Annotated in this window: 21 protein-coding genes; 13 read left to right on the top strand and 8 right to left on the bottom strand. The window is 64.7% G+C overall.

The window, feature by feature from the left end; genetic code table 11:
- Positions 1-130: 130 nt before the first annotated feature.
- From B841_RS01185 to B841_RS14080, 6 genes are all read left to right on the top strand, one after another.
- Positions 131-562 carry a hypothetical protein gene (locus tag B841_RS01185; RefSeq protein ID WP_156844653.1) on the top strand — a complete coding sequence of 144 codons (432 nt, stop codon included), beginning with the start codon at positions 131-133 and terminating at the stop codon, positions 560-562.
- Between the two features lie 4 nt (positions 563-566).
- A complete protein-coding gene (gene wzm, locus B841_RS01180; protein WP_020933654.1) occupies positions 567-1,469 on the top strand; it encodes a galactan export ABC transporter permease subunit Wzm/RfbD in 903 nt (300 codons plus the stop codon).
- Positions 1,470-1,480: 11 nt separating this feature from the next.
- On the top strand, positions 1,481-2,293 hold the full coding sequence (wzt, locus tag B841_RS01175; RefSeq protein ID WP_020933653.1) for a galactan export ABC transporter ATP-binding subunit Wzt/RfbE: 813 nt from the start codon (positions 1,481-1,483) through the stop codon (positions 2,291-2,293).
- On the top strand, positions 2,283-3,197 hold the full coding sequence (gene glfT1, locus B841_RS01170; RefSeq protein WP_020933652.1) for a galactofuranosyltransferase GlfT1: 915 nt from the start codon (positions 2,283-2,285) through the stop codon (positions 3,195-3,197). The genes wzt and glfT1 overlap by 11 nt, the downstream gene beginning before the upstream one ends.
- A gap of 220 nt (positions 3,198-3,417) precedes the next feature.
- A complete protein-coding gene (locus B841_RS01165) occupies positions 3,418-4,335 on the top strand; it encodes a trypsin-like serine protease (RefSeq protein WP_020933651.1) in 918 nt (305 codons plus the stop codon).
- 387 nt (positions 4,336-4,722) lie between these two features.
- Positions 4,723-5,061: a hypothetical protein gene (locus tag B841_RS14080; protein WP_020933649.1), complete on the top strand. Its 339-nt coding sequence runs from the start codon at positions 4,723-4,725 to the stop codon at positions 5,059-5,061.
- A 233-nt stretch (positions 5,062-5,294) separates the two neighbouring features.
- Here B841_RS14080 and B841_RS01155 read toward each other — a convergent pair whose 3' ends face one another.
- From B841_RS01155 to B841_RS01135, 5 genes are read right to left on the bottom strand one after another with little or no spacing between them, the layout of a single operon-like run.
- Entirely contained in the window at positions 5,295-5,822 is a 528-nt protein-coding gene (locus B841_RS01155; RefSeq protein WP_020933648.1) for a GNAT family N-acetyltransferase, read from the bottom strand.
- Positions 5,822-6,292, bottom strand: a complete 471-nt coding sequence (locus tag B841_RS01150; RefSeq protein WP_020933647.1) for a GtrA family protein — start codon at positions 6,290-6,292, stop codon at positions 5,822-5,824. The genes B841_RS01155 and B841_RS01150 overlap by 1 nt, the downstream gene beginning before the upstream one ends.
- Before the next feature lie 11 nt (positions 6,293-6,303).
- Positions 6,304-7,239, bottom strand: coding sequence for a hypothetical protein (locus B841_RS01145; protein WP_020933646.1), 936 nt, complete (start codon positions 7,237-7,239; stop codon positions 6,304-6,306).
- Positions 7,240-7,273: 34 nt separating this feature from the next.
- The gene (locus B841_RS01140; RefSeq protein WP_020933645.1) at positions 7,274-7,753 is read right to left on the bottom strand and encodes a hypothetical protein; all 480 of its coding nucleotides are present in this window, start codon (positions 7,751-7,753) and stop codon (positions 7,274-7,276) included.
- A complete protein-coding gene (locus tag B841_RS01135; protein WP_020933644.1) occupies positions 7,746-8,249 on the bottom strand; it encodes a hypothetical protein in 504 nt (167 codons plus the stop codon). Before B841_RS01135 ends, B841_RS01140 begins: the two co-directional genes overlap by 8 nt.
- A gap of 41 nt (positions 8,250-8,290) precedes the next feature.
- Here B841_RS01135 and B841_RS01130 point away from each other — a divergent pair, with 41 nt between their 5' ends.
- Positions 8,291-8,548 carry a hypothetical protein gene (locus B841_RS01130; RefSeq protein ID WP_052337710.1) on the top strand — a complete coding sequence of 86 codons (258 nt, stop codon included), beginning with the start codon at positions 8,291-8,293 and terminating at the stop codon, positions 8,546-8,548.
- 121 nt (positions 8,549-8,669) lie between these two features.
- The gene (locus B841_RS13955; protein WP_169466548.1) at positions 8,670-8,831 is read left to right on the top strand and encodes a hypothetical protein; all 162 of its coding nucleotides are present in this window, start codon (positions 8,670-8,672) and stop codon (positions 8,829-8,831) included.
- Positions 8,832-9,018: 187 nt separating this feature from the next.
- Here B841_RS13955 and B841_RS01125 read toward each other — a convergent pair whose 3' ends face one another.
- Together B841_RS01125 and B841_RS01120 are read right to left on the bottom strand one after the other, a co-directional pair.
- Complete coding sequence (locus B841_RS01125; protein WP_020933642.1) at positions 9,019-10,266, bottom strand: glutaminase; 1,248 nt, start codon at positions 10,264-10,266, stop codon at positions 9,019-9,021.
- A gap of 80 nt (positions 10,267-10,346) precedes the next feature.
- On the bottom strand, positions 10,347-11,483 hold the full coding sequence (locus B841_RS01120) for an MBL fold metallo-hydrolase (RefSeq protein WP_020933641.1): 1,137 nt from the start codon (positions 11,481-11,483) through the stop codon (positions 10,347-10,349).
- 264 nt (positions 11,484-11,747) lie between these two features.
- On the opposite strand from B841_RS01120, the gene B841_RS01115 reads away from it, so the two are divergent.
- Positions 11,748-12,341 (top strand): protein-L-isoaspartate O-methyltransferase family protein, encoded by a 594-nt coding sequence (locus B841_RS01115; RefSeq protein WP_020933640.1) that lies wholly within the window; start codon positions 11,748-11,750, stop codon positions 12,339-12,341.
- Between the two features lie 6 nt (positions 12,342-12,347).
- Here the strand turns inward: B841_RS01115 and B841_RS01110 are convergent, their stop codons facing one another.
- A complete protein-coding gene (locus B841_RS01110; protein WP_020933639.1) occupies positions 12,348-13,055 on the bottom strand; it encodes a phosphate signaling complex PhoU family protein in 708 nt (235 codons plus the stop codon).
- 251 nt (positions 13,056-13,306) lie between these two features.
- Between B841_RS01110 and B841_RS01105 the strand changes: the two genes are divergently transcribed.
- The 4 genes from B841_RS01105 to B841_RS01090 all read left to right on the top strand — a co-directional run bounded on the left by B841_RS01105 (position 13,307) and on the right by B841_RS01090 (position 17,605).
- A complete protein-coding gene (locus tag B841_RS01105) occupies positions 13,307-13,828 on the top strand; it encodes a M20/M25/M40 family metallo-hydrolase (RefSeq protein WP_156844652.1) in 522 nt (173 codons plus the stop codon).
- A gap of 1,108 nt (positions 13,829-14,936) precedes the next feature.
- Positions 14,937-16,352 (top strand): FAD-binding oxidoreductase, encoded by a 1,416-nt coding sequence (locus B841_RS01100; RefSeq protein ID WP_020933637.1) that lies wholly within the window; start codon positions 14,937-14,939, stop codon positions 16,350-16,352.
- Between the two features lie 29 nt (positions 16,353-16,381).
- Positions 16,382-17,146: a decaprenylphospho-beta-D-erythro-pentofuranosid-2-ulose 2-reductase gene (locus tag B841_RS01095; protein WP_020933636.1), complete on the top strand. Its 765-nt coding sequence runs from the start codon at positions 16,382-16,384 to the stop codon at positions 17,144-17,146.
- A gap of 111 nt (positions 17,147-17,257) precedes the next feature.
- A complete protein-coding gene (locus B841_RS01090; protein ID WP_020933635.1) occupies positions 17,258-17,605 on the top strand; it encodes a hypothetical protein in 348 nt (115 codons plus the stop codon).
- Positions 17,606-17,697: the final 92 nt, after the last annotated feature.

Below are 17,697 nucleotides of genomic sequence, written 5' to 3'. Positions count from 1 at the left end.
GGGCATTAGCCTAGACGGCGTGCATCGACAGGTTTCTCGGAGGCGATTCTCAGCCCTGGCCACGTGGAAACGGATTCCCCACGGCTAGAGTAATGGGTTGATTTACACACGGCGAACGGAAGGCGGGGCCATGGGTGCACGGCAGCCGACACGGCGACTGCGATTGTTCGCGGTAGCTGTCTTGGCCCTGCCGTTGGCCGCCTGCACGATCCCCTCCGAGGGTGGTTCCACTACCGGGACCGCGGCGGACGCTCCCCCGGTGACGGTCACGGAAACCGCCACGGAGACCGAGGTCGAGCAGCAGGAGACCACGGTGACGGACACCTCGACCATCGCGGAGACCACCGTGACGGAGACGGCGACACGCTGGGCGATCGGCGATCCGGCGGAGGCGACGAACCCGAACGAGCAGCTGTTCGGCCCGTACCCGGAGCAGGATGAGTGCGAGGAGCTGGCCGGCACGGACTGCGTGGAGCGTGACGACGGCTGGTACCTCGACCTCCGCGACGACGACGAGCCGGCGAGCCCGTCGGAATCCGAGACCGCCGACGACACGGACTAGGGTTATGGCCGTGCAGGACAAGACCACTGAACAATTACGTGCCGACGTCGCGCGGATGACCACGGTCACCGACGCCGCCGAGGTGCCCAAGTCGTCGTCGCAGACGCTTAAGGCCTCGATGCGGGACCTCACCTACGGCTTTAGCCAGCACGAGCTCTGGCTGCAGCTGGGTTGGCAGGACATCAAGCAGCGCTACCGCCGCTCGACCCTGGGTCCGCTGTGGATCACCATCGCCACCGGCGTGATGGCCGCCGCCCTGGGGCTGTTGTACTCGTTGCTCTTCCAGATCGACTGGCGGGAGTTCCTCCCGCACGTGACGGTCGGGTTCATCGTCTGGGGGTTCATCTCCGGGTGCGTGAAGGAAGGCTCGACGATCTTCATCGACAACGAGGGGCTGATCAAGCAGCTGCCCTCGGCGTTGAGCGTGCACGTCTACCGGGTGGTGTGGCGCCAGCTGCTGTTTTTCGCTCACAACCTGGTCATCTGGCTGATCCTGGTGTTTGTGCTGGACATCCCGCTGAACTGGGAGTCGTTGTTGGCGATCCCGGCGTTGCTGCTGCTGGTGCTCAACGGCGTGTGGGTGGCGATGTTCTTCGGCATCGTGGCCACCCGGTTCCGCGACGTCGCCCCGCTGCTGGACGCGCTGATACAGCTGGCGTTTTATGTCACCCCGATCGTGTGGACCACCCACACCCTGGAACAGCAGGGCGGGGAGGTCGCGGAGCAGGCCCGCATCGTGGAGATCAACCCCTTGTTCCACTACCTGGAGATCGTGCGCGCCCCGATGCTGGGCAACCACGTGGAGTTCTACCACTGGGCCATCGTGCTGGGCTGCACGGTGGTGGGGCTCGGCCTGACCCTGCTGGCGATGCGCCAGTGGCGTTTCCGCGTGAGCTACTGGGTGTAGGAGGAGCAACCATGGTTTCCATCGACACCTATAACGCGTGCGTCGATTTCCCGATTTTCGACGCCAAGTCCCGCTCACTGAAGAAGGCGGTGCTGTCTTCCGCCGGCGGGGCGATCGGCAAAAACGAGGCCAACACCGTCGTAGTGGAGGCACTCAAAGACATCAACCTGCACCTGCGCGAAGGCGACCGGGTGGGCCTGGTCGGCCACAACGGCGCGGGTAAATCCACGCTGCTGCGGCTGCTCTCGGGCATCTACGAGCCGACCCGCGGGGTCGCGGACGTCCGGGGCCGGGTGGCGCCGGTCTTCGACCTGGGCGTCGGTATGGATCCGGAGATCTCCGGTTACGAGAACATCATCATCCGCGGCCTGTTTCTGGGCCAGTCGCGGCGGCAGATGCGCAAGAAGATGGACGACATCGCGGAGTTCTCCGAGCTCGGCGACTACCTGTCCATGCCGCTGCGCACCTACTCCACCGGCATGCGGGTGCGCCTGGCGCTGGGCGTGGTGACCTCGATTGAGCCGGAGATCCTGCTGCTGGACGAGGGCATCGGCGCCGTCGACGCCGCCTTCATGGCCAAGGCGCGCGTGCGCCTGCGCGAGATGGTCAAGCGCTCCGGCATCCTGGTCTTCGCCTCACACTCCAACGACTTTTTGGCCCAGCTGTGCACCACGGGCCTGTGGATCGACCACGGCCAGATCAAGCAGGCCGGGCTCGTCGACGAAGTCGTGGAAGCCTACGAAGGCACAGAGGCCGGCGAGCACGTCCGCTCCCTGCAGCAACGATTCCTGCGCGAAGACGAGGGAGAACCCGATGTCCACTGATACCCCGCCGCTTGCCTCCACCGGCACCACCGCCGCCGTGATCGTCACCCATCAGCGCGTGGAGCTGCTGCGCGCCTCCTTGGAGGTCGTGGCCGCCCAGACCCACCCGGTGGACTGGATCATCGTGGTCGACAACGGCGCCGAGACGCAAGTGCGTGATCTGGTGGCCGAGGTCGCCGGCGAGCGCGGGATCTATCTGCCCTCGCGCACGAACCTGGGCGGGGCCGGCGGCTTCGCCTACGGGTTCCTCCACGCACTCGCCCTGGGCGCGGACGCCATCTGGTGCGCCGACGATGACGGCCGCCCCGCCGACGAGAAAGTGCTGGAAACCCTCTACCGCGTCGCCGAGGACCGCGGCCTGCACGAGGTCTCCCCCACCGTGTGCAACATCGACGACCCGGCGCGCCTGGCGTTTCCGCTGCGCCAGGGCCTGACGTGGCACAGGCGCGTCGACGAGCTCGAGGGCGAGTTCCTTGAGTCCTATGCTTCGCTGTTCAACGGTGCCCTGATTTCCGCGCGCGCCATGGAGATCATCGGCGTGCCCGATTACCGCCTGTTCATCCGCGGCGACGAGGTCGAATACCACCGCCGGCTGTCGCGCTCTGGGCTGCAGTACGGGACCTGCTTGACGACGTTCTACCTCCACCCCGACGGCTCGGATGAGTTCAAGCCGATTCTGGGCGGCAAGATGCACGCCCAGTACCCCGACGGCGAGTTCAAACGCTATTTCACCTACCGCAACCGCGGGTATCTGATCAGCCAGCCCGGCAACCGGAAACTCGCGCTGCAGGAGGTGGGCCGCTTCGCGTGGTTCTTCCTCGTCCAGCGCCGCGACGTCAAGGGTTTCCGCGAGTGGCTGAAGTTGCACCGGGCGGGCCGTAACGAAGATTTCCGCAGGCCTTAGCGCGTAGCGTCGCCCCTCTTCTCCTGGCCCGGGAAAAGGTCCCCGTATGGCAGAGGGAACTCGGAGAGAAGAACCGGTCGACTCATGACCATCCCACCGAGCTGGACGACGCAGCAGACGGTCTAGCCAGCGCAGACGTATCGGTTCAGGACACCTAACCATTGCCTTTCTCTTCGGGAATGGGTTAGGGTCTTCCCAGAAAATTCTACGAAAGGGCCTTATGCGCTGCTTCGCTCAGATTCCCTGCCTTCGCAAGGCAACGGCCGCCGCGGCAGCGGCTCTTCTCACGCTGACTCCCACTCCTTTCGGAGTAGGGGAAGCCACCGCTCAGGCCCAGTTTTTCACCATCGGTGACACCCTCGCCCGCAGCGACTCCACGGTCAACAACGCCGGCACTTACCTGATGATCAACTCCCCACAGGGTGCGTCGTACGTCTGCTCCGGCACCCTGATCACTGAGGTCCACGTGCTCACCGCCAAGCACTGTGTCCACGACACCAACACGGACGAGCAAATACTCGAGAGTGCCACCGCCACCATCGGCCTGAACCGCACTGCACCCACCGACACGGGCACCGTCTCCACTGACGGCGTGGACATTCACCCCACCGCGGACCTGGCGGTCCTGACCCTGGACCGGCCCGTGGACAACACCACCCCGGCGCCGGTGTTGGCCGAAGAAATCGATGACAATGGGTACGCCGTCGCTTCCGGGTTCGGCACCGGCGATGGCAATATGCCGTTGGAGCACATGGGCGAGGCCTCCATCAGGCTCAGGGGAAAGCAGGAGTTCCGCTTGGACGGCATGGCCGACACCACGCAAGTGGGTTACTTCGGCACCCCGACGGGCAATGACCGGATCACCCAGGGTGATTCAGGCGGGCCACTGCATGACTACGACCAAGTCATCGGCGTCAACGCCGGCGTGGAGCGCGATTTTCCCTTCACCATGACTTTCGTACCGACGCAGGACTACGCAGAGTGGATCGAGAGCGTCGCTCCGGGGTCGGTCGAGGGCCTGCCGGAGGCGGCGCCCGCACCGGCCCCCGCCCTGAGCGGGCCTTCCATCCCCGACTCCATCCCGGCCCTGGTGGCTTCTGTGCAGACTCGGGTCTCGGACCTGCTCGGCATCGACTAAACCATCTGGCGTAGGTGTCGCCCGCTCACGCACTCCCAGTAGTGGAGGCTTTGCCGAAAGGACTCCTCGCGCATGAACATGCGACGACTGATGGCGGTTCTCGCCGGCGCCGCCCTCTTTGCCCTCAGCGGTTGTGCCAGCGAGGACACGGCCCCAGAGGGCACCACGACCAGCCAGTCTGCACAGACCTCCACGACCACGAGCACAACAACGTCGTCGACGACGTCTTCCAGCAGTAAAACAAGTGAACCGGAGCCTCCCCCGTCAGAGGACTCCGTACCTGCAACCCCTACGCCGGACGCCCCTGCGGCAGCTGTGTCTGAAGTTCCTGCTTCCTCCCCACAGCAGTCAGCGGTGATACCGCGGGCCACGCCGACGACCACGCTCATGAACCCTGAGGAAGAATTCTGGCAGGTGTGTTACTCCGGCACTCCCGACCAGTGGCCCAATTACGTCAATCCCGCCACCGGGTGCGGATCCACGCTCAACCCCTATTATGTGGAGCCGCAGCCGGATCGCGAGTTCGTGGAGTGCGTCTTCGCGGGCGGTTCGTGGACCGACCGAGCACGCTACAGCGATGGAACCTACGAGTTTCATCCCGACTGCAAAGCCTTACAGGTCCAGCAGTTCACGGAAAACCCCTACCGTTGCATGAGCAGTGATGCGCGCGTCCCCGAGCCTTCCCAGTGCCCCAGGGGAGCCATCTATGATCCGCCGACGGGCTAATTTATCCCCGGCCGGGAAGCAGCCCCGGACGGCCAGTCCTGCGTCCCTACCTCTACAACTAGATCGTCTCTCATTAAGGTTTCTGCACTTGAGTCAGGTACCTGATCCCCCGAAAGCACACACCTCTACGGCTTCTCCGGCCCCTGCCCCTCACGCCCCTGCAAAAATCTCCGGCACTACCGGCCGTTTGCAGTCCTAAAACGCAGGCCATCCCACCAACGCGGACACTCACCTCAGAGCACGTACTCGAACAGGTGAAACTGATCTAAGTCGATGTCCCCGTAATCCACGGTGTGACAGCCGAGGTCTGTGAACCCGTAGCGCCGGTACAGCCGCAGCGCGGGCGTGTTCTCCACGTAGACGTCCAGCCGCACCGCCAGGCACCCCGCCTTCCGGGCCACGTCCAGCGTCGAATCCAGCAGGAACCGGGCCACGCCCTGCCCTAAATAATCAGGCACGACGCCCAGTGCATGCACCACCAGCGCTTCCGACGCCGACGCCCCCACCGCCCAGGCAGCCGTGGCATAAGCGTCGATCGCCTCATGGTTGAGCACGACCACGCCGGCGATCTGCCCGCCGTCCAACGCCAGATACAGCTCCCCCGCCTCTGCCCAGGCCGCCACCTGCGCTGGCTTCGGGTGCCCGACTTCGTGCCAGCGGGACGGGTCCCCGGTCTTACCGAGGTGCTCAATGATGCGGCGGTACGCCTCCTGCGCCGCCGCCACGTCCCCGACCTTCGCGCGCCGGAAACCCCAGCTCATTACTTGGTCTCGCCACGACCGTAGGGCGGCACGTCTTCCACGACCACGGGCACGCGGCGTTCGCGGAAGACGACGGTGCGCTGCAGCACGAAGTTGGTGACGGTGGCCACGCCCTGGGCGATGACGAACGAGATGATGTCTTTGGTCAGCCCGTCGAACCCGAGTGCCAGCAGTGGGCCGTTGGTGGCCCAGTACAGGAGGTTCTGGATGCCGAAGGTGGAGGCGTACAGCAGGAAGACGGCCAGCGCCTTGCCCTTGGTCACTTTGGTTTTGAAGGTGAACCGGGAGTTGAGCAGGTAGGCGGCGGCGGTGCCGAAGACCCAGCCGACGGCTTTGGCGGCGTTGCGGTGCAGGCCGAAGTGGGTCAGGGTGAAGGTGATGGTGGCGTCGATGATCGCCGTGAAGATGCCGACGCCGAGGAAGCTGGACAGCTGGGTCCAGAGGGTACTGTCTTTGCGCGTTGAGGCCACGGAGGGTGAGCTTACTCCCCGTGGGGTCTGTAGCGAAGTAGCTCGCGGTACAGGTCGAGCCGGTCGACGGGGCTGAGGACGTCTTCCCCGGCGGCGCCGAGCTCTTCCAATACCTCCAGGGAGGACGCGCACAGCGCCTTGGCGGCCTCCGCGGTGAGTCGGCTGCCGTCGTCGTCGATCCAGCCGAGGGCGGCCATGATGGTTTCCAGGACGTGCTCGGCGAAGTCTGCACCGCTTAGCGACGCCAGCGCCAAAGTGGAAGACCAGAAGGCGTCACGGCCGGCGGCGTCGTCTTCCAGCGGCAGTTCCGCGAGTCGGCGGCGCACCTCCTCCGACAAATAGGTGGCCCTCCGCAGGTCGAGGGCTTGCAATAAGGGAACGAAGTCGTAGAGGCCGCTGCGTTCAACCAGCTCGCTGACGGGCGGCACGGTTCCGGCGAGGACGTGTTCGATGGTTTCTTCGCCCGTGAGTTCGGCGTTGATTTCGTTGAGGTTGAAGCGGGTTCCGCCGAAAGAACCGGAGCCGCCCACGCACAGCGCACGAGGCGTGTTGTCGTCGCGGGCCCAGGAGTCAACGACGGTGACGGTGAATTCCCACAACCCCCAGGTGTGCAGGATGTGGTCGCCGGCCACGCCCAGGTGCAGGTGCAGCGGGTCGTCTGCCTCTATCCGTTCCCCGGCGTCATCGAATTTCCACGGCGCCGTTTCTTCCAGCCCGAAGCTGACGGCGATGACGTGCTGGAGGTCGGACAGGTGGAGGGAGTCGTCGATGCCGATGTGTCGGTGGGCTTCAGCGTCGGTGCGGACGTGGGAAATTTGCAGAATCAGGGTGCGCGGGGAGTCGTATCCGGCGCTGGCGCGACCGCGACGCTGGGCGCGGGAGGTCAGGGGGATGACCTCCGCGTCTGCGTCGTCGGGGTCGTCACGGCGGACGGGCTTCCTGCTCATGGCCCCACCCTAATGATTTAGCCCGGGCTGCGTCCTAGCCCACAGGCAGGGGCCGGATGTCCGCGCCGAACTCTTCCGTGAGGTATTTGCGCACCCGCCGCTGGGATTCCAGCGAGTGCCAGGCCTCTACGAGTCGGGCGGCGCACACCGCATGTGCCCAGGTCTCACGGGCGATCTCTTCGCCGCGGAAGGCGTCTGCTTGCTTCTCGACGTCCGGCTCACCCGGGACTTCAAAGCGCGGCGCCGTCAACGAGGGATTAGCCTCCTTCGCGGCCTTCGCCGCCGTCTTGAGACGGGCGATGTCGTCCTTGATGGCCTGGTGGATGCGCTCCAGGCCGTCCCCGCCGACGGGCAGCTGATCCGTCCCGCTCAGCAGGTTGTCCATGTCGTCGGCATCCTCTGTGATCCACGCGCCGGTGAGCACGCCCGCGCCGTTCGGGTCGGTCTGCACGTGCCAGATGATCGTCGCGTCGTCCTGCTTATCGACGACCGCGATCGGCCGGTAGTCAGTCATCCGAAGACTCCTTTGTTGTAACGGTGGCATTCTGGCGCTGCTCGGATTCCAGCAGCGCGAACATGCCCGTCGCGGTCACTGCCCCGAACAGCGTGAACGGGTACTTCACTCCGCGCCCACGCAGCGTATTGGCGAGCTTCTGCGTGCCACGCGCCAACCCCCAACTGCCGAGCAAGGCGACGCCGGTGCCCACGCCGAGAAACGTCCACACGCTACGTTTCTCGTCTTTCGACATGTCGCGGGTGAGCTCGGCGAAGCTCATGTACTCCGGCGACGGCATCGACGAGGTACGACGCGCCAGGGTCGTTGCCCCCGTGCCGACAACGACGAGCGCTGTCTGCGCCAGCATGCGGCGACCACCGCCCTTGGGCACGTATCCGGGGACGGCGACGGACGCACCCATGATGGCGGCGTCCGTGAACCGGCCCAGTCGGGTGGAGTGAAGAGCGTGGGTGTCTAGGAGTGGGGAGGTGTCGATCTGAGGGGGATTGACCATGGGCTCCATCGTAATAGGGTCGGTGGACTAGCCTGAAGGCCATGATCAGAAGAATCGAGCGCAGGAACGTGGACCCGAACGACGAGCGCGAGGGCATCCACCTCGCTGCCCAGGCCACGGAGGCGCCGCTGAATGACCTCATGCTGCGGATGCTGGCCCAGGAGCTTCCACTGCTGGACAGCGTGGACCGCGGCCGCGTCTACGAGATTCTCCGCGAGTACCAGGAAGCCGGCGGCGAAACGATCACCTCGCAGGAGCAGCTGCCCACGGAGATCCGCGACCTGATGGACCTGTACTGATACCGCTACCTTCTCTGGTCTGGGCCCGCGACCGAGTCGACGTCGCACTCGTAGGGATCTGGAAGTTCTCGCATGCCTAACTATGTGGAATGAGAAGATAACTAGTAACGAGGCGGGGATCATGACGACGATCAATGAGAACGGTAAAAAAGATCAGCTCAACAAAGCAGCGCATGAGGCAGAGCGCAAGCGCCGCATGGCCAAGCTCCGTCGCAAGAGTGCCCGACGTACCCTGGAGGTGATCGAGCGCAAGTTCCCCAACCTCACCACGACCGCCCAGTAGTTGCACCGCATCCGGGACGGGATCTCTTAGGTAGCCAGGCTTCCGTCACGCTCCTGCTCGGTCTCGTTCGTCGCAGTGCGCCAGGCAGGCGCTGCACCACTTAGCTGGGCCCAGCTGGTTGTGGGACGGCCCTGCAGTGTCCAGGCCCTTCCGGATCGCGAGAATGAAGAGTCGACTCCGCACAGGCTTAACCCTCCCCCACCACCTCAGCGCGCGTACCATCGGAGAACTCTAGGTCGCCGAACTTCTCCTTCGGGTCGTAGATCGCGATCTCGAAGCCGTCGTCGCGCAGGCGGCGTAGCCCCTCCTTGACCAGCACTCGGCCAACTTTCTCGAAGCCGGACACCCGGGAGACGTCCAACACGATGCACTCGCAGTCAAAGTCGTAGTCGGAGAGCTTGTCCAGGGCGCGCTCCGCGGCGGCGAAATGTATCGATCCTTGTAGTTGCACGGTCGTTTCTTCGCCCTCGGTCTCGATGCCGCGCACCGCATGCGTGCCGATCGGGTCCGAGGCCATCAGGTGCAGGCCCATTTCCTCGGAGAAGCGCTCGAAGATCGCCACCCCGCGCACGCTGTTGCCTTGCGGGTTCAGCCGCGGGGACAGGGTGGCCAGGCCGAGCTCGCCCGGCAGCGTGCCCAATAGCCCGCCGGAGACGCCTGATTTGGCGGGGATGCCCACGGTGGACATCCAGCGCCCCGAGCCGTCGTACATGCCGGCGGTACCCATCATCGCCAGCGCCAGCCGGCAGGCGTCCGCGTCGAGCACCTTTTTGCCGGTCACCGGCTGCACCCCGCCGTTGGCCAGGGTCGCCGACATCACCGCCAGGTCTATGACGGTGATTTCCACGCTGCACTGGCGTTGGTAGCTGATCACCGCCTGGCGGGGGTCGTCGTGGATGACGCCGTGGCTGGCGAGCATGTGCGCGATCGCCAGGTTGCGGTCGGAGTCCTCGAGCTCGGAGTCGAGGATGTCCTCGTTGACCTTTAACTCCCGGCCGGCCAGCTCGGAGAGGAACGCGCGGATGATCTCCACCCGGTCCTCCACGCTGGAGTCTTCGCCGTTGATCAGCTGGTTGACGGCGATCGCCCCGGCGTTGATCATCGGGTTCATCGGGCGGTTGGTCTCCCGGCCCAGGGACAGCTCGTTGAACGGCTCGCCGGAGGCTTCCGTGCCGACGGTCTCGAACACCTTTTTACGGCCCAGTTCCTGCAGCGCCAACGCGTAGACGAAGGCCTTGGAGATCGACTGCATCGTGAACGTCACCTCGGCGTCTCCGGCGGTGTAGACGTTGCCGGTGACGGTGCACACGGCCGCGGCCAGCTCGGTGGGGTCTTTGACGTCGATGTGGGGAAGGCCTTCTTCGACTTCTCCCTCGTCGATGTCGCGGACCTCGTCGAGGACGTGTTCCAGGTAATCGGGAATCGGGGTTTTCACGGTGTGGGGCCGCCTTTAATCCATGATCGGGTACGTCCCGAGTCTAGAGAAAACCAGCCCCGCACCCGGCCGCCCGCCCGCTAGCGCTCGCTCAGCGCCTGCTGGTCGAGCATCTCGATGCCGTCGTCGGTGATGGAAAAGACCATCAGGTCTTCACCGAGGACGACGTCGCCGTCGAAGTTTTCCTTGGTGCGGGCGATCATCTCTTCGTCGGAGATGCCGTCGACCTTGCCCGGGATGCCGTTGACGAAGTGGGTGTAGACGGCCATCTCCGGGTCGGCGTCGCGGAAGATCTCGCCCGCCTGCTCCGGGGTGGTGTGGTGCGAGATGACCTGCGGCAGCACGTCCGGGTCTTCGAAGGCGGCGACCTCGTGGATGAGCAGGTCGACGTTTGTGCCGTATTCGACGACGTTGGGGTGCGGGATGGTATCGCCGCTGATGAGCACGGAGTGCTCGCCGTAGTCGATGCGGTAGCCCTGCGACGGCAGGATGACGTTGGCGGGGTCGTGTTGGACGTCGAACATCGTCACTTCAAGTCCGTCGTTTTCCAGGACCACGCCCTCTTCGGAGAATTCCTCCCAGCCGATGCCGGTGGTCTCGATGTCGAGCTCGCCGTCCGCGTCGCGGACCTGGCGGTCGTTTTCGAAGGCGGCGTAGAGGTTGTCGACGATGGTGCCCACGCCCTCGGGGCCGTAGACCATGAAGTCGCCGTCGTCGCGTCCGCCGAAGGCAGGGACGTACCCGGTCATCCACAAATCATCGATGCTCAGGACGTGGTCGGAGTGGTAGTGCGTCAGGATCAGGCCGTCGAGCTGGCCGGCTTCAATGCCGGCCTGGGTGAGGCGGACGACGGCGCCGCGGCCGGCGTCCACCATGTAGTTCATGTCGCCGGCCTGGATCAGGATCGAGAAGCCGAAGCGCTCCGTGCTGGGCACGGGGCTGCCGGTGCCCAGCAGGGTCACGCGCAGCTCGCCCTCTGCGGGGGCGTCTTTCGCGGGGTGGGTGGATTCGACGACGTTGACCGGGAAGTCGTTGGCGGTGATCTCGCGGGTGACGGTCCCGGCGGAGGATTCCGCCGCGGCCACGGCGACGGAATCGTCGGCCGCGGCCTCGGTCTGGGTGGTGTCCGTCGTGGAGCACGCGCTCAACGCGAGTGCAGATGCGACGCCGAGGCAAAGAAGGCCCGCGCGGGTGCGTCGGGACCGGAGTGTGAACATAGTGGCCGCCACCTTTAGTGATCTGGGTTACATAATTCCCACTATACATTACACGCCATAACATAGGTACTACATTTACGCTGGCCGCTCACCTTTCGCCCGCCCGCCGCACCCGCCCCAGCCGCCACGGGCACACCCGCCGAACCCGGCGCCCACCAGATCTCCGCGCTGCCGCAGGCAAAATCTCTCCCATAACCCTGGGCTAATTTCTCAGAGATAGGTAGACTTTCATGAGTATCCGCCGATCTCTCTGGAGGAGCCCGCATGGACCACATCGCCCAGGTCATGGAAACCGTCCACCGCAGCCGATTCGTCCGCCCGGAACATAAAGACGACTGGCAGATCGATTCTCCGCTGCCGATCGGGCACGGCAAAACCGACACCAGGCCGAGCACGCTGGCGAAGATGCTGGCGCTACTGGACGTGCAGCCGGGGCAACGCGTCTTGGACGTCGGCACCGGCTCCGGCTGGTCCACGGCGCTGTTGGCCACGCTGACCGGGGAAGAAGGCTCGGTGATCGGCACGGAGCTGCTCCCGGAGCTCATGGCTTTCGGCTTGGCGAACGTCAAGGCCGAGGGGCTGGGCAACACCACGATGGTCAACGCGGAGGCCGACGTTCACGGGCTTCCGGACAAGGGCCCCTACGACCGGATCCTGGTGTCCGCGGACCCGACGGAGCTTCCCGACGATCTGGTCCAGCAGCTCAGCCCGGGCGGGATCATGGTCATTCCGGTGGCCGGCGTGCTGCTCAAAGTGGTGCGTGGCGAGGAGCTGACCATCACCGAGCACGGCGAGTACCGCTTCTCCCCGCTGATCCTCGATCAGGGGCAGGGTTCGAAGGGCTCGCGCCGCGCCTGACCTTCTTTAGGACCCCTCGGGCCAGTAGCCCTTCTCCGGGGCATCGTCGCCTTCGCGCTGGGCCAGGTAGGTTTCGGGATCCATCCCCGTGGTCAGGTAGACGATGCGGCTGGCGACGCTGACGCAGTGATCGCCGTAGCGCTCGTAGAACCTGGCGAGCAGCACCGTGTCCGCCGCGTGCCGGGCCTCATGCGGCCAGGGCCGCAGAGTGGCCATAGCCACCATCTCATCGCGGATCTTATCCACGGCGTCGTCCTCGCCGGCCAGCGCAACCGCGACGTCCGCATCCGGATCCTCTAGCAGGCCCTGGACTTTGGCGGCCATGCTCTGGACCAGTTCACTGGCCTTCACCACCAGCGGCGCCACTTCTTCCGTCAGCGCTGGCTCGGGGTGTCGGCCGCGGGCGAGCTCAGCGATGCTCATGGCGAGGGCGCCCATGCGGTCGAAGTTGGTGACGATGTAGATCGAGGTGACCACCTGGCGCAGGTCGCTCGCGAGCGGGGTTTGTCGGGCGAGCAAGTCGATGGCCCGCTGTTCGCAGCGCGCTTTGAGCTCGTCGAGTCCCGCCGCGGCAGACAGGGCCTCCTCCGTCGCAGTGAGGGACCCCTCGATCAGCCCCACAGAGGCCTGGGCCATGACGGTGCGCACGGTGTCGCACATGATGACGAGGTCTCGGGAGAAAGCGTCGAGCTCTTCACGGTAGATGACGCGCATGTTTCCATTGTATGGAGCTTATGCCTCCGGTAGAAATACCTGCCCGCAGGTGTGGGTGGTCATTCGCACGTCGACCCACAGGGCAAGCGGACCTACCACTACATTTCCGGGCCGATCATGGCCTCGTCGAATAACCTGCGCATCCGCGTCAACGGCGTCGGCGGTCACTCCTCCAACCCACAGGCCGCCATCGATCCAAGCCCATCGCCGCAGAGATCATTCTCGCCCTACAGACCGCGGTCACCCGCAGAATGAGCGTGCTGCGCCCCGTCGTGCCGTCGATTACCAGCCTCTCCGCCGGCGTGGGCGTGTTCAACGCGATTCCCGCCACGGTGGATCTCGGCGGGTCGGTGCGCGTGATGCACAACGACGACGTCGCCATGGTCCGCGAGCGGATCCACACCGTGGCCACCCACGTCGCCGCCGCGCACGGGGCGAGCGTGGACGTGGACTTCCAGGAGATGTACCCGGCCGCGTTCACCGACTCCACCGAAAACGACTTCGCCGTCTCCGTCTTCGGCCACGCTTTCGGAGAGGAGACGCTGCGCCCGCTGGAGGTGTCCTTCATGGGTTCGGAGGACTCCGGCTATGTGCTGAGCGAAATCCCGGGCACGTTCATGTTCTACGGCTCGGGCAACGAAGAGATCCCGGAAGAAGAGCGCGAGTGGAACCACTCCCCCTTCGCCACGTTTGACGACGAGGTCCTCGGTGACCAGGCAGCCTCGCTCGCCCTGGTCGCTTTTGAGCGTCTCGCTGCGCACGCGGCAAAGTAATTTTCTGGAGGCTGCTGCCCACTTCGGGTGGCAGCTATCAAGGCAAGCTGGCACTCATGTGGTGCCGGTTGCTTGACGACGTCGTCAAGTAGCCTCTCCTGCCCGGTAAATGTTCAGGACACCCGGGCGGGCCTGCCTGGGGCGAACATCAGGCTCTGCCCTCTTACAGAAGGCGACTTGATAGCTTTCGCCGCTTATCGACGTCCGGCGGACGGTCAGTCTTTAAGCGCTGGGTTAAGGGCCAGGGCCCGTTCAGTCATCTTTAAGTGCCTTCGTGCACGCGCGTTTTTGCCCTCCGAGCCCGAGAGCGAGGGCAAAAGGGCATTGACCGTCAAGCAGTGCGTCGCAGCTCGCTGCCCCAGGGAGCCATCTCAATAGCGCGCTGAAGAGCCAGAGATGCACGCCCTCGAGCGCACCCCATGCGCATCCCTGAGCGGAGGGCCCTGGAACAAAACCGTACCGACCCTCGCAACCCTTCTAGGCGAAGATGTTGCAGCGCCCCTCTGAAACTAAGCGCACCCAGAAAGTGCGAAACCCGCCACCCCGAAGGGTGGCGGGCAACGAGAAACTCAGATGAGTTTCAGTCTTTCCTAGTTGACGAAGACACCACGGATGGCGTCTGCAACGTCCTGCACGACGGTGAGCAGGGAGCCCAGCACGCCGCCCTCAGCGAAGAGGTTAGCGGACAGGGAGGTGAGAACGTCGAACATATTGATGTTCCTTTCGAATCGGGGTTCATGAACTCCGAGCAGCAAGCGGATGCTCGCTGTCGGTTAATTTCAAGTATGCCACGGTTGCGTCGTCAACGAAATAGCGAGACCGCTCCCGCAAAGAAGTTGACGGATCAATGAAAGCACCTTGAGGGCATTCCCCCAGCTTAAAGTATTAATTTTTACTGAGAGATTTAAATTCATCACACCGAGGGCCCGCCCACTTCTGGGGACAACCTTTAATACGAGTAACGAAACGCCCTTTTCTGGCAATGGGGTCCATAAACCCTGAACCCTTAGAGCTTAAAGGAACGACGAATACGGAGTAGGCTTAGACTCGGCACTCAATCAAAGGATTGAGATCGAGCACGTACTCGCTACATGAGAAGAATCGGATGATGAACCTTCACACCACAGAGAAATCGCTGACCGGCTGGGGCCGCACCTCGCCGTCCACCGCCCACGTGTTATCCACGCCGGACCTGGACACCATCGTCAAGGCCGTAACCCAGGTCGCCGAGCAGAATGAAGATCTCCCCCAGCATAAGCGCCGCGGCGTCATCGCCCGCGGCATGGGCCGCTCCTACGGCGACCCCGCCCAAAACGGCGGCGGCCTGGTCATCGACATGCAGCAGCTCAACCGCATCCACTCCATCGACCCAGAGACCGCCCTGGTCGACGTGGACGGCGGCGTGACCCTGGACCAGCTAATGAAGGCCGCCATCCCCTTCGGCCTCTGGGTCCCCGTTCTGCCCGGCACCCGCCAGGTCACCATCGGCGGTGCGATCGGCCCGGACATCCACGGCAAAAACCACCACACGGCCGGCGCCTTCGGCGAACACGTCGTGTCCATGGAGCTGCTCGTGGCCGACGGCCGCATCCTCCACTTGGAGCCGGAAGGCTCGCCGGACGACCCGGACGCCACCCTGTTCTGGGCCACCGTCGGCGGCATGGGACTCACGGGCATCATCCTGCGCGCGGTGATCAAGATGACCAAGACGGAGACCGCCTACTTCATCTCGGATACGGTGCGCACCGACAACCTGGACGAGACCGTCGCCGAGCACTCCTCCGGCGCGGAAGCCAACTACGAGTACTCCTCCGCCTGGTTCGACGCGATCAATCCGGCCCCGAAGCTGGGACGCTCCACGATCTCGCGCGGTTCGCTGGCCACGCTCGCCCAGCTCGAGGAGTTCGCCCCGAAGCTGGCGAAGGACCCGCTGAAGTTCTCTGCCCCGAAACTGATGACGGTGCCGGACATCTTCCCGTCCTGGACGATGAACAAGCTGACGCTGAACACCATCGGTGAGCTCTACTACGCCATGGGTGCGCCCTCGCAGAACAACATCGAAAACCTCACGCAGTTCTATCAGCCGCTGGACATGATCGGTAAGTGGAACCGCGGCTACGGCCCGGCCGGCTTCCTGCAGTACCAGTTCGTCGTGCCCACCGAGGCCGTCGAACCGTTCAAGGACATTATCCGCGACATCCAGGCCTCCGGGCATTACTCCGCCCTCAACGTGTTTAAGCTCTTCGGCGAAGGCAACCGTGCCCCGCTGTCGTACCCGATGAAGGGCTGGAACGTGTGCGTGGACTTCCCCATCCGTAAGGGCCTGCACGCCTTCTTGGACGAGCTGGACAAGCGCGTCCTCGAGTTCGGCGGCCGCCTCTACTTGGCCAAGGAGTCGCGCACCTCCCCGGAAATGTTCCACCAGATGTACCCGGGCATGGAAGGCTGGCTGACAACCCGCAACGAGATCGACCCGACCGGCGTCTTCGCCTCCGACATGTCGCGCCGCCTCGAGCTGCACTAACCCCACCACCTTCTAGGAGAAATCAGCACATGCTCAACGCAGTGGGCCAAGCCCAACACATTCTGCTCCTCGGCGGCACCTCCGAGATCGGCCTCGGCATCGTCGAGGAGTTCCTCTCCCGCGGCCCCGCCAAGGTCACCCTCGCCGCGCGCAAGGGCTCCCCGCGCATCGAGGCCGCCCGCGCCGAACTCAAACAAGCCGGCGCGGAGGTCGTCACCGTCGACTTCGACGCCCTCGACACCGATTCCCACCCGGAGGTCATCCAGACCGCCTTCGCCGACGGCGACGTGGACGTGGCCGTCGTGGCCTTCGGCACCCTGGGCGATCAGGAAGCCCTGTGGCAGGACCACGAGGCCGCCGTCGAGTCCGCCCAGATCAACTACACGGCGTATGTCTCTGTCGGCGTGCTGCTCGGCCAGGCCATGAAGAACCAGGGCCACGGCGCGATCGTGGCGCTGAGCTCGGTGGCGGGCCAGCGCGTGCGCCGCTCCAACTTCGTCTACGGCGCCTCCAAGGCCGGCGTGGACGGCTTCTACACCCAGCTGGGCGTCGCCCTGGAAGACAGCGGCGTCAACGTGCTCGTCGTGCGCCCGGGCCAGGTGCGCACCAAGATGTCGAGCACCCCGGACGGCAAGGAAGCCCCGCTGACCGTCGACGTCGACGACGTGGCCAAGGCCACCGTCGAGGCCGTCGTGCAGCGCAAGGAGTCCATCTTCGTGCACAAGCTCTTCGGGCCCGTCTCGCTGGTGCTGAAGAACCTGCCCAGCCAGATCATGAAGAAGCTCAACTTCTAAGCCCCGTACTGATTCCTTCATCCGCGCCCCCGTGTGTTGTGCATAACACCAGGGGGCGCTGGCATTTCGGCAGTTGCGTGCGGATAGTTTGGGCACCGTAGGATGACCGGCATGGACATCTTGCGCGACATTCTGGTTCTCATTCACATCCTCGGCACCGCCGCCATCGTCGGCGGCTGGTTCGCCAACTTCCGCACCCCCACCGTCACCCAGTGGCAGCACATCGGCGCCTGGGTGCAGCTGATCACCGGCCTGGCGCTCGTCGGCGTCCTGGAGATGGGTGACGGCGAGGTCAACCACATGAAGATCGGCATCAAGCTCGTCGTCCTTATCGCCGTCCTCGTGGCCGCGGTCATGGGCCGCCGCAAGGTGGGCAAGGGCGAGCCGGTGTCCAAGGGCCTGGCGCACGCCGTCGGTGGCCTGGCGCTGATCAACACCGTCATCGCCGTCCTCTGGTAATACTCCGCCCCTGACCCTTCGGCGCTGAGAACCTTCCTTGTTGTCTGAGGTTCTCGGCGCCGTCGCCTTTCTCCACCTGTGACGGTGGACGC

It is taken from the genome of Corynebacterium maris DSM 45190 (genome assembly GCF_000442645.1).
Lineage (GTDB): Bacteria > Actinomycetota > Actinomycetes > Mycobacteriales > Mycobacteriaceae > Corynebacterium > Corynebacterium maris.
The sequence above is the reverse complement of the archived record's forward strand: the minus strand, read 5'-3'. Positions and strand labels throughout refer to the sequence as shown.

What these genes read in the sequence shown, in the direction of transcription:
- B841_RS01185 (WP_156844653.1), top strand. Translation starts at nt 131, where the DNA reads ATGGGTGCACGGCAGCCGACACGGCGACTGCGATTGTTCGCGGTAGCT.
- wzm (WP_020933654.1), top strand. Translation starts at nt 567, where the DNA reads ATGGCCGTGCAGGACAAGACCACTGAACAATTACGTGCCGACGTCGCG.
- wzt (WP_020933653.1), top strand. Translation starts at nt 1,481, where the DNA reads ATGGTTTCCATCGACACCTATAACGCGTGCGTCGATTTCCCGATTTTC.
- glfT1 (WP_020933652.1), top strand. Translation starts at nt 2,283, where the DNA reads ATGTCCACTGATACCCCGCCGCTTGCCTCCACCGGCACCACCGCCGCC.
- B841_RS01165 (WP_020933651.1), top strand. Translation starts at nt 3,418, where the DNA reads ATGCGCTGCTTCGCTCAGATTCCCTGCCTTCGCAAGGCAACGGCCGCC.
- B841_RS14080 (WP_020933649.1), top strand. Translation starts at nt 4,723, where the DNA reads ATGAACCCTGAGGAAGAATTCTGGCAGGTGTGTTACTCCGGCACTCCC.
- B841_RS01155 (WP_020933648.1), bottom strand. Translation starts at nt 5,822, where the DNA reads ATGAGCTGGGGTTTCCGGCGCGCGAAGGTCGGGGACGTGGCGGCGGCG.
- B841_RS01145 (WP_020933646.1), bottom strand. Translation starts at nt 7,239, where the DNA reads ATGAGCAGGAAGCCCGTCCGCCGTGACGACCCCGACGACGCAGACGCG.
- B841_RS01140 (WP_020933645.1), bottom strand. Translation starts at nt 7,753, where the DNA reads ATGACTGACTACCGGCCGATCGCGGTCGTCGATAAGCAGGACGACGCG.
- B841_RS01135 (WP_020933644.1), bottom strand. Translation starts at nt 8,249, where the DNA reads ATGGTCAATCCCCCTCAGATCGACACCTCCCCACTCCTAGACACCCAC.
- B841_RS01130 (WP_052337710.1), top strand. Translation starts at nt 8,291, where the DNA reads ATGATCAGAAGAATCGAGCGCAGGAACGTGGACCCGAACGACGAGCGC.
- B841_RS13955 (WP_169466548.1), top strand. Translation starts at nt 8,670, where the DNA reads ATGACGACGATCAATGAGAACGGTAAAAAAGATCAGCTCAACAAAGCA.
- B841_RS01120 (WP_020933641.1), bottom strand. Translation starts at nt 11,483, where the DNA reads ATGTTCACACTCCGGTCCCGACGCACCCGCGCGGGCCTTCTTTGCCTC.
- B841_RS01115 (WP_020933640.1), top strand. Translation starts at nt 11,748, where the DNA reads ATGGACCACATCGCCCAGGTCATGGAAACCGTCCACCGCAGCCGATTC.
- B841_RS01110 (WP_020933639.1), bottom strand. Translation starts at nt 13,055, where the DNA reads ATGCGCGTCATCTACCGTGAAGAGCTCGACGCTTTCTCCCGAGACCTC.
- B841_RS01105 (WP_156844652.1), top strand. Translation starts at nt 13,307, where the DNA reads ATGAGCGTGCTGCGCCCCGTCGTGCCGTCGATTACCAGCCTCTCCGCC.
- B841_RS01100 (WP_020933637.1), top strand. Translation starts at nt 14,937, where the DNA reads ATGAACCTTCACACCACAGAGAAATCGCTGACCGGCTGGGGCCGCACC.
- B841_RS01095 (WP_020933636.1), top strand. Translation starts at nt 16,382, where the DNA reads ATGCTCAACGCAGTGGGCCAAGCCCAACACATTCTGCTCCTCGGCGGC.
- B841_RS01090 (WP_020933635.1), top strand. Translation starts at nt 17,258, where the DNA reads ATGGACATCTTGCGCGACATTCTGGTTCTCATTCACATCCTCGGCACC.